This window comes from Thermogemmatispora aurantia (genome assembly GCF_008974285.1).
Taxonomy (GTDB): Bacteria; Chloroflexota; Ktedonobacteria; order Ktedonobacterales; family Ktedonobacteraceae; genus Thermogemmatispora; species Thermogemmatispora aurantia.
Genome location: NZ_BKZV01000001.1, coordinates 1,031,584 through 1,045,133 on the forward strand (window position 1 = coordinate 1,031,584; position 13,550 = coordinate 1,045,133).

Here is a 13,550-nt window from a genome sequence, read left to right on the forward strand (position 1 = left end):
CAGCGCAGGATCGCTCAGATCCGCGCTTCGCCGCTTTGCTGGATTCCGCCCGGGCCGGAGGGACAACCACGATGCCTTGTGAGAGAGGTTCAGGGTGACAACCTGTATGAGCAGATCTGGATATAAGCGCATGGGCGCCTTGCTCTCGGGGTGGGCTATGCTCTGGCTGCTCCTGCTGAGCGCTTGCGGCCCAACGGCCAACCAGCTTTCTCCGGCGGCGACGGTGACCATTAATCCCGCTTTCCAGGCAAGCACTTCGCCCTTGCCTACAGTGCCGCCCTATCGCTGCGGCGCTTGGGCCTCCAATAACGCTCCGTCACCAACCGCGGTGATTACTATCTATGCCCGCCTGACGAAAAATCTACAAGGCGTGTCAGGAGCTACAGCAACAGCAGTAGTCCATTTTAGCAGTGGAGACGTGCCTTTGACGCAACAGCCTACGAGCGATCAGGGCGGCTACGTCCGCTTCACGCTCTCCCTGGCTGGACGGCAGCCGCGCAACGTTCCAGCGACGGTCGATGTGACCTTTACCAATATCCCGGGCGGGCCTGCTAGCTTGCGCTGCAGCCCGGCTTTCTTTACACCTCAGTAATGCGCCTGCTGACCACGCTGGGCTGGTTACAGGACTCAGAACTAGCTGATTGGCTGATTGGCTGGCAGTGCGGGCAGAAATGGGTACTACGCTGGGCGATGCTCATGCGCTGGATCGCTGTACCACAGCGTCGACAGGGCTGGCCGGTACGCTGGTAGACCTGCATATGGGCATAGTTGTTGCCGGCTTCTCCCCAGAGGCCACGATAGTCGTTGAAGGAGGTTCCTCCATGTTCGATACCGAGCTGGAGCACCGCGACGATAGCCTGGCGTAGGGCGACCACTTCATCGAAACTGAGCGTGTCGGCACGGCGCAGCGGATGGATGGCCGCCGCAAAGAGGGCTTCATCGGCGTAGATGTTCCCCAGGCCAGCGATCAGGGTTTGTTCTAGTAGTACCTGCTTGATAGGTCGTTTCTTTCCTTGTAGCAGCATGGCCAGCCGTTCGCTGGTGAAGTCCGGGTCGAGCGGTTCAAGGCCCAGGCCCGCCAGAGCCTCAGCCTCCTGGGTACGAGGCCAGAGAGCCAGCTTACCAAATTTGCGCAGGTCGTTGTAGAGGAGGAGCCTCCCATCGGCTAAGGTGAAGCAGACACGACAGTAGAACGGCTGATCATGTAGCAGACAGAGGGTTTCCTCCTGCTCCCCTCGCTGCTTCTCCAGGCAACGGCACTGATAGCCCTCATTCACAAAGGCTGGCCCCAAGCGGTCCCACGACGCCCGGTCCTGCTGCAGGAGCTGACAGTCGAGGCGCCAGCCGGGAGATAGGACAAGCAGGTTACCAGTCATACGCCGGTGGATAGTCAACAGATAGTCGCCACTGAGATCCAGCAGAAGCAGTTTGCCGCGACGACGCACACCCTCAATGCGTCGTCCGGCGACTTCCTGACGGAAGGTGTCCGGATCGGGCCGCGCAATGCTCCGCCCCCAGAAAACCTGTGCTTCAGCGATGCTGGCTCCGACAAGGACAGCGCGAACCTGACGCGCCGTATATTCAACTTCAGGTAGTTCTGGCATGATTGCTACTCACTCGTCTGGTGCATAAGTTGCCGGGAGCAAAGTCGCTCGGGCGGGACAGACAGCCACCGGCTTCGTGTCCGCCACTCCTTGCTCCCGCAGGATAGTATGCCTCAGTCTGCCTGGATCATGGAGTCGAGGTCGGGCAGAAGAGGGAAAATTTCCCATACTCGGAAGCCCGCTTCTGTATCTTCAACGCAAAGGTGGGACGGATAACGCAAGAGCAACCAGACCGCCAGCAAGTCGCCGGCACAGCCGGAGAGATGTCCAGCCCCAGCCAGGACCAGGTAAGGAGCTACCGCCGGCCAGCAGAACATCAGCAGAGCCAGGAGAAGGGAGAGGACCAGACAGGGGGCCAGCCCCACAACAAGATACTGGTTGCGCCGGAAGAGCTGGTCACGCGCTCCACAATAGAGGGCCACAGGGAAGCGCACTCCATAATAGGGTTGTCCTCCCCAGAAACGGAAGGCCAGCCCATGCAGCAGCTCATGGAAGGGCAACAGGAGCAGGTAAACGACGCCGCTGATCCCCAGCCAGATGAGCAGGTGCAGAAGATCAGCACTCCCTACAGACCAGCCGTGGAGAGGCCGCCAGACGAGCGCCAGTATAGCCAGGGCGCCAAAGCCCACCAACCCGATGAGAAGGAGCAGAAAACTTAGCAAGGTCAGAGGGTAGAGCAACGGTGGCTCCAGCAGAGAAGCCTCCCCTCGCAGGAGCGCCAGGCCTGCGTCGAGAGCAGCTTGAAGCTCGTAACGTCGTTGAGGATGGAAGCGATCAATAACTCTCACGGCTGCGCCCGCCTGCTCTTTGCAATTTTTTTGTTTGCTGGCCAGGCCCCTGATCCTGCCCGAGACCAGGCTTCTGCTGATTGATGATATCACAGCTATTGGTCCAGAGCCAGAAAGAAGATAGAGGAGGTCGCCAGACAAGGAGAGAGAATCTCCTGCTGACCTCAGTTTCTCTCCTCTTGCCTCGGCTGCGGCGCGGACTGCTGCCATGCCGGTTGCAAAGGCCATCCGGGCGTGCTACCATACGAGGGAAATGGCGTGAAAGGATGCAACCTATGCGGCGAATTCCTGCCCTCGCCTATTTGGCAGGTGCCTTGCTCGTCTTCTGGCTCTTGCTGGCCACGGTGATGATCATCTCTGGCTTCCCTTTCATTGTGGTGACTCTCAGCCTCAGCAGTGATCTGATGATCTCTCTTTTCATCCTCGGGCTGGCTTGGGCCTACCAGAAAAATCTGTAAATGCGAGCGGACGATGATTGACATCTGCATGCTGGGAACAGGCGGCATGATGCCATTACCGGGACGCTGGCTTTCGTGCGTTTTGGTGCGCTGCGGCGCTTCGCTCACGCTGCTGGACTGCGGTGAAGGGACGCAGATCCCCTGGAAGAGCCTGGGCTGGGGCTTTCGTCAGCTCGGGGCCATCTGCCTGACACATATGCACGCCGACCACGTGGCAGGGCTGCCAGGAGTACTCTTTATGGTGGCCCATGCTGGACGTACGGAGCCGCTGCAGCTCTATGGGCCACCGGGTACGGCCTATGTAGTAGAAGGCTTGCTGCGCATTGCGGGAGACCTTCCTTTCCCGCTGCATGTGCAGGAGCTGCAGGGCGGTGAGAGGCTGATCCTGCCAGGAGGACTGCAAGGCTCCTGCGCCCCCGCTCAGCATGGCATACCTTGTCTGGCTTATCGCCTGGAGCTGCCACGCCGTCCCCAGTTTCAGGTGGAGCGCGCTCAAGCTCTGGGCCTGCCTGTCCAGTACTGGTCTCGCTTACAGCACGGCGAGAGCGTGGAGTACGAGGGACGGCTCATCACCCCGGATCAGGTACTTGGTCCTCCACGGCGCGGCATCTCCCTGGCTTTTATCACTGATACGCGCCCGACGACGAGGCTGAGCGCCTTCGCCCACGACGTTGACCTGCTGATCTGTGAGAGCATGTATGACGATCCGGCGGATCTTCCCCTGGCCCGCGCTCACGCGCATATGCTGGCGGAGGAGGCGGCACGCCTGGCCAGGGAGGCCGGCGCCCATGCACTGCTGTTGACTCACTTCAGCCCTAAGATCAGTGATCCCTCCAGCGCAGAAAAAGCGGCCCGGCGCATTTTTCGCGCGACGCGGGCCGCCCGAGATGGAGAGATTCTGACTTTGAGCTATCCGCCCGCCCCCGGCGAGCAACAGGAGCGCTCGCAGTCAGCTGAACCTGCTGACTAATTAGCTGGCCTCCGAGAGGCCAGTGATTTCCTCCGCGCGCTCAGCAGGCCGTGGCAGCATCGCTCCTGTTCCTTCCCCCTCGACGAGCTGCAGGCGAGGGCGTGATTTCTTTAAATGCTCCTCGAAGAAGGAGAGCACTCTGCTGACGTAGGCGCGCCGGTCGGCAAAGTAGGCACCGCAGTGGTCGGCTTCGGGCACGATCCACAGCTCTTTCGGTTCGCCGGCTGCCTCGTAAAGGAGTGGAGCATCGCGCGGGTCAACCAGCGAATCTTTGCCACCGTGGATGATGAGAATGGGACGCGGCGCGATCTTGCCAATATCACGCAGCGGCGCCACCTGGTCAAAACGATAGCCCGCGCGCCACCAGAGGAGGTAATCGGCCACCCAGGTAAAAGGGGCAGCCGGCAAGTGAAGCACACGGTGAACGTTATAGTCGATGACGCTCCAGTGAGTGGCAAACGAGCTGTCAGCGACAATTGCCTCTACATCCTGACAGTGGGCGCTGCACATGATGGCCACAGCAGCCCCCATCGAATAGGCAATGACCCCCAGGCGAGCATGAGGAGCACGCTCCTTGGCATAGGCCACCGCTCCCATGAAATCATTAATCTCACGGTAGCCGAGGGTGACTGGCTTGCCAACCTCTTGTCCATGCCCGTAATACTCAAAGACGAGGACATTATGGCCGGCTTTCCAGAGGTGGGCACACATGCCAAGCACGTCGGCCATCCCCGAGCGGTAGCCGGGACAGACTAGAATAGTCGTAGTGGCCCCGGGATAGGGAATGTACCAGCCATTGACCATGTGGTCGCTGTTGGACGCCGGGAAGGTCACCGCCTCGGCAGGCAGCTCAAGCTCAAACGGGGAGATTTTGTAGAGGTCTGCAAAACTGACGATTTTCTTGGGACGGATCAGGGTTTCAACAACATAGACTGCTACTGTGACGATGAATCCTGCCACTCCGATGACGCTCCCCAGGCCGCCAACCAAAAGCTGCTTCAAAGAAGGCTTGCCTACACGAATCTTGCTTAACTCTAGCACAGAGGCCGCCAACCTTTCTACTCGCTAGCTGATTGGCCCAGAGGGACAAGATCACGTCTGCCCAGAGGGACAGCTGAGCTAACTAGCATACCTTCACTATAACGCTGCGACTCGCATCCCTGGCCGCAGGCTCATCGGCCCCTCGTTTGTTCAGGTGAGCCGGTGCTCCCCTCGCAGCCGGGTATACCTAAGCCATGCAAAAGGCGAAAAAAGCACCTTGCACTAGCCAGGCGTACGCGAGCGCGTCGGTGCACGCTTTCTTTCGTAGATGAACCCCCGCCATAGCCGCCCCACCCCAGAGAGAAATAGAGGCAGCGGCGAGCTGTCTGGTGTCATTGGCCTGCCGCTGCAATAAATCGGGCAGTTTGAGGTTGCTCTTGCAATCCTGCTTACTTCTAAATTAGCTCATTAGCTATGATACTATATCGAGAACGGGCTTGCAAGGGGCGCCCCAGCACCAATAAGCGGGCGGCCTACCAGCTGCGCAGGGACAGGAATATTGAGCGCCTCCAGAATGGTCGGGACGATGTCATAGGCAGACACGGGCCTGAGTACGGACCGCTGGAGGCCCGCCCCATAGAGGCAGAGCAGTCCGTCTGGATGATGCATACCACAGCATGGCTCGCCCGCGCTCCAGAGCCGCCGCTGCCCTGTGGCCAGCGAGAGCATGATCCCATCGTGGGCCAGGAGTATGAGACGTCGTGTTGGCTTTCCGGATAGCGTCGGCTCCGGCTCCGCGGCTGGCACGTGACTTCCCGGGTAGGTTTCGTCACGGTAAAGGTCTCCAATGGCTGGATAGGCCGTCGCAGGATCGACCTGGGCCTGCAGATCAGCCATGAACTCCTCGATCTGCTTCTCCGTGAGGTGATCGGCAAGAGCAATAGCTGCATAGCCCCCCAGCGGTGATGAGGTCGGGAGCAATAGGAGAGAGCTACCAGCCAGAGGCGGCGCGCCCCCTCCTGTAGGAAATGCCGCTCGTCGCCAGATTCGCCAACGCCGCTGCGCAGGAAGGTGAGGCAGCAACCCTAGTTTCCAGCGGCGAGCAGGCCAGTCGACTCTCTGCCGAACTAGTGTATCTTGGACAGGCAGATTCAGCGTATAGCGTCTCAGATATTCCTGAAGATAGAAGGTGCGTCTGATGCTCTGGAAGCTATAAGGCGAGAGGAGGATCAGGAGATCGGCAGACCGTAAGACGCTCAGCGCTTGCCCAAGTAGCTCATCCAGAAGGCGATAGCAAGCGATTACTTCGCGGCGGAGATCGAGCACGCGGTCCCAGTAGAGATGTTGTAGCAGATCAATCTCATGGAGCACAAAAAGACAGCAATCCCAATCTTCGCGCAGAAGCAAGTCCAGCAGAGCCAAGCGCTTTTCCAAGAGGCGGCGGATCTCCGTCAGAGGTTCTTCGAGCCAGACCGCCAGTCCTCGCCAGGTAGGGGTGAGCTGATAGTTCGGGATGACTTCCAGCAGCCTGGAGGCGAAGTCGGGCGGATAGGCAAGGCCGGCATAGAATGGTGGCGCCGGCGGACCGCTGAGCATGATACCATTGAGGGGACGAGGCGGATAGGTCGCGGGGACATTAGCGACTAAGACACGCCTCCCCCAGGCGCTGAGGAGGCTCCAGAGCGCCTTGTCTTCTTGCCCCAGCTCGTGCAAGGTCCCTGAAGCCGACTGAGGCTCAGTAACTGTCTCAAGGAGACAGCGATCGTACTCTCCGTCACCAGGAGTCAGGCCCTGCCGCTGCGGTGGAAGACCAGTCAGGATGGCTTGCCAACGCGTGGTTGCCGCTGGCGGTAGCGGCGCCCGTAACAAGGCGTGCACTCCCCCCTCGTAGATCTGCCGCAGATGGGGAAGCAATCCTTGCGCCATCAGCGGTTTGACAATGCGCAACGTCAGGCCATCCACCCCAAGAAGCAAGACCCGCATGATCCCCCTCAAATTACTGCCTAGTATTATATACCGCAGGTGTTGCCGCTAGATAGCGAAGATTTGTCAAGATCTGGTTAATGCCAGGCACAACTGATAAAGGTTTCTCCATAGGCGGCCTTGGACTGACAGAGACAGCTATCGCAGGGAAGAGGAGAGATAGCATTGTCCTCGGTCCGGGCGCTGTGATAGGGTGTAGGGAAAGCAAGGATGAACAGACCGGGGTCTGACGGCAAACGCTCCGTGTCTTACTCGTTCTCGCTTCTCTACGAGTTGCAGCTTGTGCAGCAAGGAGCAGCAACGGTCATGCAAGATCATCAGAGCGGTCACCAGCGTCTTACGCTGAGCGATGTCCAGAGGCCAGAATATCTGGCCAACCCCTACCCTCTCTATCACCGTCTGCGCGAGCACGACCCCATCTATTGGGACGAGGAGATGCACGCCTGGGTGCTGACGCGCTACACTGATGTCGTAGCTGTGCTGCGTGATCCGCGCTTCTCATCGGCCTGGGGTCCAGTCGAGACGGCCTGGATGCCAGAGGACCTGCGTCCTCAGCTAGAGCCTGCTCTGCGGGCCGTCTCGCGCCAGATGCTCTTTCTCGATCCTCCCGATCATTCGCGTCTCCGCGGCCTGGTGGCGCGGGCCTTTACGCCGCGCATGGTCGAGAGCCTGCGCCCACGTGTGCAGCGTCTTGTCGACGAGCTGCTCGATGCGGTACAGGACCAGGGCGAGATGGAATTCGTCGCCGATTTTGCCTATCCGCTGCCAGCAATCGTGATCGCCGAGATGCTCGGTGTGCCGCCCGAGGACCGCAGCCAGTTCATTGTCTGGACACAGGACTTTGGCCGGCTGCTGGACGGTGGCAATCTAAGCTTCGAGGAGTTGCTGACCACCCTGAGCGGCATCGCAGATTTTCTAGCCTACTTCAGGCGCCAGATCGCGCAGCGGCGCACGGCTCCGCGCGATGACCTTTTGCAGGCGCTGATCCTGGCAGAGGAGCAGGGCGATCGCCTTAACGAGGAGGAGCTACTCGGGAACTGTGTCCTGCTGCTCGCCGCCGGTCATGGTACTACAACTCACCTGCTTGGCAATGGCCTCTATGCCCTCTTGCAGCATCCCGAGCAGCTTCAGTTACTGCGGGAGAATCCCAGTCTGGCGCCGACGGCAGTGATGGAACTCTTACGCTACGATAGTCCGGTGCAGCTGACTTCACGTCGCCCCACAGCTGACGTCGACTGGGCAGGGAGACGTTTCAAAGCCGGCGAGGAAGTGCTGACTGTGTTGGGAGCGGCCAATCGCGACCCCGAGCAGTTCCCTGACCCTGACCGACTCGACCTCCGTCGCACTGACAATCGCCATGTGGCCTTTGGCCACGGTCCCCACTTCTGCCTTGGGGCCCCGCTGGCTCGCCTGGAGGCGGAGGTTGCCTTTACGACCTTACTTCGACGCCTGCCACAGTTGTGCCTGGCGACAGAGCAGATTGAGCACCTGCCGTCTCTGGTCTTCCGCGGTATCAAGGCCCTGCCAGTGACGTTTGCGTCGGTCTTGCCAGCAACAGGAGCAGCAGCAGACTAACTACAGGTCACGTGCAGCAGCGGCGGAGAGCACCGTTCGCAGCGATAGAGCGATCTCTTTGGCATAGATGACCACAGGCCGGCATGGCCGCATTGGCAGGGGCAGAAGAGCCAGCAAGTCAGGATTACCCGCACCCGCTTCTGCCTCTGTCTGCGGCCAGTGTCGGCAGCCAAAGGCCAGAGGAGCATAGCCCTCACGCTCTAAGAAGAGCAGCGCCCCCTGTTGGTCCCGTCCCAGCAGTATCGGCGTCCAGAGCAGGAGCGGGACATAGGTGACGCCCCTCGACTGAGGGAAGAGAGCAAGGGCCAGCCGGCTAGCCTGCTCCTCCACCAGCCGTAGTAAGAGCGTACCCAGACCCCGACGGCGATAGTCAGGATGGACGAGAAGGCGCAGCAGACAGGCCAGACCGGCAGAGCCTGCAATCTCTTGATTGACTCTCTGGCTGCGGAGATCAGCGTAGGCAATCGGCTCTCCCCCACAAGTTTTGACCAGCCAGCTCTCTTCCGCAGTGAGCAGCAGCTCGCTTCCATAGTCACCATAGTCAGGATCGCAGAGACCATAGCCGCAGACCGCGAAGAGCTGTCGCAGTTCTTGGCGGTCCGCCAGACCAGGGGAGGCCAGTCTCAGACCATGCAATAGGGCCTTCATGGCAATGGCTCCTCCTCACTCCTCGCAATCTTCTTCAGCCAGTCTCAAGCAAGCGTATCTCCCTGCGCTTCAGATGCCGTCGCAGCAGCCTCGCCCTCTCCCGAGGCTGGCAGCCTGCGAACCAGCAGCATACGCAGTGGAGGAAAGACGCGCCATGAGGGGCGTCCAAGGACGAGCTGACCAGCATCCAGAGCCTGCAGATCGCGAGCATATTCCTTCACATGGGCAAAATCGAGAACAGCCATCTTTCCACCCGGCTTGAGTACCCGCAGCATTTCGCGCAAGGCTCGACGGCGCTCCTCCCGTCCGTGGATATTGTGCAGGGCGAGACAGGAGACGACGACGTCGAAGCGCTCTGACGGAAAAGGCAGCTGCCGGGCGTCCGCAGTGATCACGCTGATACGCTCCGCCACTCCGGCCAGACGTGCGTTCTCCTGGGTCGCCAAAGGACTGTTGCCGCTCTGATCGCGCGCGCTCCAGACATCAATGCCAGTGGCGTGCCCACTGCCCAGGCGACGGGCCGCTTCGATGAGCAACATTCCTCGCCCACAGCCGACGTCAAGCACCTCTTCATCGCCGCAGAGCACGAGACAATCAAGCATACGTCGAATTTCCCAGAGCTTCCCAACACGCGAAGTCCAGAGCATGGCCAAAGCCTCCCCCAGACAGACGCAGGCCCACACAATACACCAGATGGCCAGCCAGATCAGATGTAGAGCGATCAGCAGCCACAAGGCCACCCCCCCAAGGAGCAGTCCCCCCAGCATGAGCGCACGCACCACCCCGGGGGCATCGATCCCATAATCCGGCTTCCGGCTACCAGGCTGAGTCAGCATAGGTCGGTCCTCCTTCCAGCTCACCCTTGCTAGCAGGGCGCCATTGAGGCTCTCCGCCCAGCGTAGCAAAAAGATCCTTATCAATGAATTTATTTTACCAATTGATTGGAGAATTTTACCATATTCATGGCGATATGTCAAATATACAAAAAAGATGAAGAGGTCGGTAGCAATATTTTATCTGGTGGCCAGAGAGCAAGCGATCGGGAAGGCGCCCCGGGGATGATATAATATCAGTCGAGAGGAGACCTTGATTTTCGTTCCCTGGGAGTTGTGCCGATGACCATCCAATCGACCAGGCCGACCATCCAGTCAATCAACCCGGCAACCGAAGAGGTACTGGAAACCTTCGAACTCTTCACGGATGAGCAGATCCACGCAGCACTCGATCAGGCACGGAGCGCCTTCCTGCAGTGGCGGGACGTCAGCTTCCCGGAGCGCGCCGCTCTCTTCCAGCGCCTTGCCGCCTACCTGCGAGAGCATAAGGAAGAGCTGGGGCGCCTGATTACCTTGGAGATGGGCAAGCCCATCGCTGAGGCCGAGGCGGAGGTCGTCAAGTGTGCCTGGGGCTGCGATTACTACGCAGAGCATGCTGAGCAGTTCCTGGCCGATCAGCCTGCCGAGAGCAGTGCCAGCGAGAGCTATGTGGCCTTCCGGCCCCTGGGTGTCGTCCTGGCGCTCATGCCCTGGAATTTCCCCTTCTGGCAGGTGTTCCGTTTCGCGGCACCAGCGCTGATGGCGGGCAATACGACGGTGCTCAAGCATGCCTCCAACGTTTCACGCTGCGCTCTGGAGATCGAGCGCGTCTTCCGCCAGTGTGGCTTTCCCGAGGGAGTTTTCCGCACAGTGCTGGTCCGCGGCTCCGAGACAGAGAAGCTGATTAGCGATCCGCGCATTGCCGCGGTGACCCTCACTGGCAGCGCCGAAGTGGGTATGGAGGTAGCCGCTGCCAGCGGGCGCGCGCTGAAGAAGCATGTCCTGGAATTGGGCGGCTCCGACGCCTTCATCGTCCTGGAGGATGCTGATCTCGATGCCGCTGCCGAATGGGCTGCGCGTTCACGTTTCCAGAATACCGGCCAGAGCTGCATTGCTGCCAAGCGCTTCATCGTAGTGGAGTCGGTGGCCGCCGATTTTGAGCGCCGCTTTGTCGAGGCCGCTTCGCGCCTGCGCATGGGCGATCCGCTGCAGCGGGAGACACAGATTGGCCCATTGGCCCGCGGCGATTTGCGCGAGACTCTGCGCCGCCAGGTCGAGGAGACGCTGCAGATGGGCGGGCGCCTGCTCCTGGGCGGCAAGCCCGGCTCGGGTCGCGGCTTCTTCTACGAGCCGACAATTGTGAGCGGAGTGACGCCGGCGATGCCGATGTTCCGCGAGGAGACCTTTGGCCCGGCTGCCGCGGTGATCTATGCTCGCGATGCAGAGCACGCTCTAGAGCTGGCCAATGCCTCGCCCTTTGGCCTGGGTGGCAATATCTGGACGCGCAACATCGAGCGCGCACGCCAGATGGCTCGCCATTTCGAGACTGGCGGTGTCTTTATCAACGGGATGACTGCCAGTGACCCACGTTTGCCCTTCGGGGGTGTTAAACACAGCGGCTATGGCCGCGAGCTATCGATTTTCGGCATTCGCGAGTTTGTCAATATCCAGACGGTCTGGATCGGACCTGCTCGCCAGTAAGTAGACTATCCTCTTCGAGGGTGAGGAAGTGGGTCATCAGTCGGCAAGCAAAGTCTCGATCGACCCACTCCTCGCTACGATGTGCAACGTCAGCCTTGGGTGGTCGGTGCACTCTCGCCGCTCTGCTTTCGTAGCTCATCCCAGGCTTGCATCTGCTACCGCGAGAATGCTACAATCAGGGAGCCTGCCGGTAGGAAGAGCTTTGTGGTCCGGTGCACAATTTGAGCGACGGAGGTAGAGATGCAATGAGCGCTGCGAGCGTTGACGAGCGGCAATGGTGGGCTGAAGGCGACACACCGGTTCGCCGCGATTCGCGCGTGACCTATCTGGTTGATGGCCATGCGACGCTCCTCGCCTTCTGCCTGGCCTGCTTCCAGGCCAGAGACTATATTTATCTCGCTCACTGGGGTATTACCCCCTCAATGCCTCTCGTGCGTGGCAGGGATCAGCGCGCCGGACCTGACGATAGCCCCGCTCAGCAGGAGCTGGTCGCCGAGCTGCGCTTGGCTGGCCTGAGCGAGGAAGCCATCGCTTTCTGGTGCAACCACGAGCTGACCCTTCAGACGGTCCTCGGCTATGCTGTTCAACGCGGCGTTGAAGTACGAGCCTTGCTCTGGGACTGCCCGGAAATTTTCTCTCACTATCACCCTCAGCAAGCCTACGAGGAGCTGAGCGCGGTCGGCGTGCTCTGCCTGCTCGATGATAGTTCACGCGGTCTGCTCCATCATCCAGCGGAGGCGTTGCATCAGAAGACCAGTGTTATCGACGGGCGCTACGCCTTTGTGGGCGGCATTGATCCCTTGATCGAGAACGATGGTGAGTTTGATCGCTGGGATATGCACCCGCACCCTCTCTTTACCCCTCTACGCCGCCTGTTGGCCAAACCAGCTTCACCCCACCCCTGGCATGACGCCCATGCTCTGATCGAAGGACCGGCAGCCGCCGACGTCGAGTTGAATTTCCGCCAGCGCTGGAACGATGTGGTGCAGCGCAAAGAGCTTGAGGCTACCCTCCTGGTACCGGAGCATCCGCTACCGCCTCCGCTCCAGAGCCACACGGTGGTACAGATTGCCCGCACCATTCCTCAACATACCTACAGCTTCACCCCAGAGGGAGGAATCCAGGGCATCGCTCAGCTCTACAGAGCGGCCTTTCGCAACGCTCAGCGCCTGATCTATTTGGAGAATCAGTATTTCTGGCTCCGCTCCTTTCTCGGACTGAACGTTCCCTTTATCGGACCAGACAGCCCCGATATGGAGCAGAATATCCGGCTGCTCGGGGAGGCTCTGCGGCGCGGCGCACAGCTCGTCATGGTCCTGCCAGACCACCCCAACGTGGGCCGTGCTTTCAGCGATGCTGGTCTGCAGCGTCTGCGCGAGGAAGCCCCCGAGGCTGTCAAGGATGGTCGTTTGCTTGTCCTGACACTGGCTACTTCCGACCTGGTCGACGGGCAGGTGCGCTACCGTCCCATCTATGTCCACGCCAAAGTGGCTCTGGTTGACGATCTCTGGGTAACAGTGGGGTCAGCCAACCTGAACAACCGGGGCATGCGTGATGATACAGAGATGAATGTGGCCACGCTAGATAGTGAGCTGGCTCGTGGCCTGCGCCTTCTCTTATGGGGCGAACACCTCGGTCTGGTTCCCGACGAGGATATGCTGGCTCTCCTGCGCTATCTCGGGCGCCAGCCTTTGCGTCCCGCCCGGCAGGCACGGGCCCGCGATCTTTTCGCGGAGCTGGAGCGTCGTCTGGGCCAGAGTGAGCAAGGGCTACTTCTCCTGGCAGAGCAAGCGCGCGCTAATCTCGAACGCTACCGTGCTGGCCAGCTGCTGGTCGGGCATGTCCTCCCCTATCTGACAGCGGAAGAGGCCAGAGAGCAAGGTCTTCCCTGCGATGAAGCCCAAGGCTGGATTGAGCAGGAAAAGCCCTCTGAACCCACGGCATAGAGGAGAAAGGTGAGGTCCCCGAGGAGAGCACGCCAGCACAGCGCTGATCGACTGTGCTGTGGCTCTCGCTCGTCCTTATCGCTC

At 60.2% G+C, this 13,550-nt stretch carries 12 protein-coding genes; 6 read left to right on the plus strand and 6 right to left on the minus strand.

Features of this window, described 5'->3' with window-relative positions; translation table 11 throughout:
* The first annotated feature begins 106 nt into the window (after nt 1–106).
* Nucleotides 107–592, plus strand: coding sequence for a hypothetical protein (locus KTAU_RS04055; RefSeq protein ID WP_151727140.1), 486 nt, complete (start codon nt 107–109; stop codon nt 590–592).
* Here KTAU_RS04055 and mutM read toward each other — a convergent pair.
* Nucleotides 579–1,604 (minus strand): bifunctional DNA-formamidopyrimidine glycosylase/DNA-(apurinic or apyrimidinic site) lyase, encoded by a 1,026-nt coding sequence (mutM, locus tag KTAU_RS04060; RefSeq protein WP_151727141.1) that lies wholly within the window; start codon nt 1,602–1,604, stop codon nt 579–581. The two genes, KTAU_RS04055 and mutM, sit on opposite strands and share 14 nt — an antisense overlap.
* A gap of 113 nt (nt 1,605–1,717) precedes the next feature.
* Complete coding sequence (locus KTAU_RS04065) at nt 1,718–2,392, minus strand: DUF3267 domain-containing protein (protein ID WP_170293043.1); 675 nt, start codon at nt 2,390–2,392, stop codon at nt 1,718–1,720.
* Nucleotides 2,393–2,667: 275 nt separating this feature from the next.
* Between KTAU_RS04065 and KTAU_RS04070 the strand changes: the two genes are divergently transcribed.
* Nucleotides 2,668–2,850 carry a hypothetical protein gene (locus tag KTAU_RS04070; RefSeq protein WP_112429143.1) on the plus strand — a complete coding sequence of 61 codons (183 nt, stop codon included), beginning with the start codon at nt 2,668–2,670 and terminating at the stop codon, nt 2,848–2,850.
* A 13-nt stretch (nt 2,851–2,863) separates the two neighbouring features.
* Nucleotides 2,864–3,820: a ribonuclease Z gene (locus KTAU_RS04075; RefSeq protein ID WP_151727143.1), complete on the plus strand. Its 957-nt coding sequence runs from the start codon at nt 2,864–2,866 to the stop codon at nt 3,818–3,820.
* On the opposite strand, the gene KTAU_RS04080 is transcribed toward KTAU_RS04075, so the two are convergent.
* Complete coding sequence (locus tag KTAU_RS04080) at nt 3,821–4,861, minus strand: alpha/beta hydrolase (RefSeq protein WP_170293044.1); 1,041 nt, start codon at nt 4,859–4,861, stop codon at nt 3,821–3,823.
* 420 nt (nt 4,862–5,281) lie between these two features.
* On the minus strand, nt 5,282–6,784 hold the full coding sequence (locus KTAU_RS04085; RefSeq protein WP_151727145.1) for an alkaline phosphatase family protein: 1,503 nt from the start codon (nt 6,782–6,784) through the stop codon (nt 5,282–5,284).
* Nucleotides 6,785–7,090: 306 nt separating this feature from the next.
* Between KTAU_RS04085 and KTAU_RS04090 the strand changes: the two genes are divergently transcribed.
* Nucleotides 7,091–8,359 carry a cytochrome P450 gene (locus KTAU_RS04090; protein ID WP_151727146.1) on the plus strand — a complete coding sequence of 423 codons (1,269 nt, stop codon included), beginning with the start codon at nt 7,091–7,093 and terminating at the stop codon, nt 8,357–8,359.
* Here KTAU_RS04090 and KTAU_RS04095 read toward each other — a convergent pair whose 3' ends face one another.
* Together KTAU_RS04095 and KTAU_RS04100 are read right to left on the minus strand one after the other, a co-directional pair.
* Nucleotides 8,360–9,007 carry a GNAT family N-acetyltransferase gene (locus KTAU_RS04095; protein WP_151727147.1) on the minus strand — a complete coding sequence of 216 codons (648 nt, stop codon included), beginning with the start codon at nt 9,005–9,007 and terminating at the stop codon, nt 8,360–8,362.
* Nucleotides 9,008–9,051: 44 nt separating this feature from the next.
* Nucleotides 9,052–9,843, minus strand: a complete 792-nt coding sequence (locus KTAU_RS04100; RefSeq protein WP_151727148.1) for a class I SAM-dependent methyltransferase — start codon at nt 9,841–9,843, stop codon at nt 9,052–9,054.
* Nucleotides 9,844–10,122: 279 nt separating this feature from the next.
* Between KTAU_RS04100 and KTAU_RS04105 the strand changes: the two genes are divergently transcribed.
* On the plus strand, nt 10,123–11,520 hold the full coding sequence (locus KTAU_RS04105; protein WP_151727149.1) for an NAD-dependent succinate-semialdehyde dehydrogenase: 1,398 nt from the start codon (nt 10,123–10,125) through the stop codon (nt 11,518–11,520).
* 245 nt (nt 11,521–11,765) lie between these two features.
* Nucleotides 11,766–13,466 (plus strand): phospholipase D-like domain-containing protein, encoded by a 1,701-nt coding sequence (locus tag KTAU_RS04110; RefSeq protein WP_151727150.1) that lies wholly within the window; start codon nt 11,766–11,768, stop codon nt 13,464–13,466.
* Nucleotides 13,467–13,550: the final 84 nt, after the last annotated feature.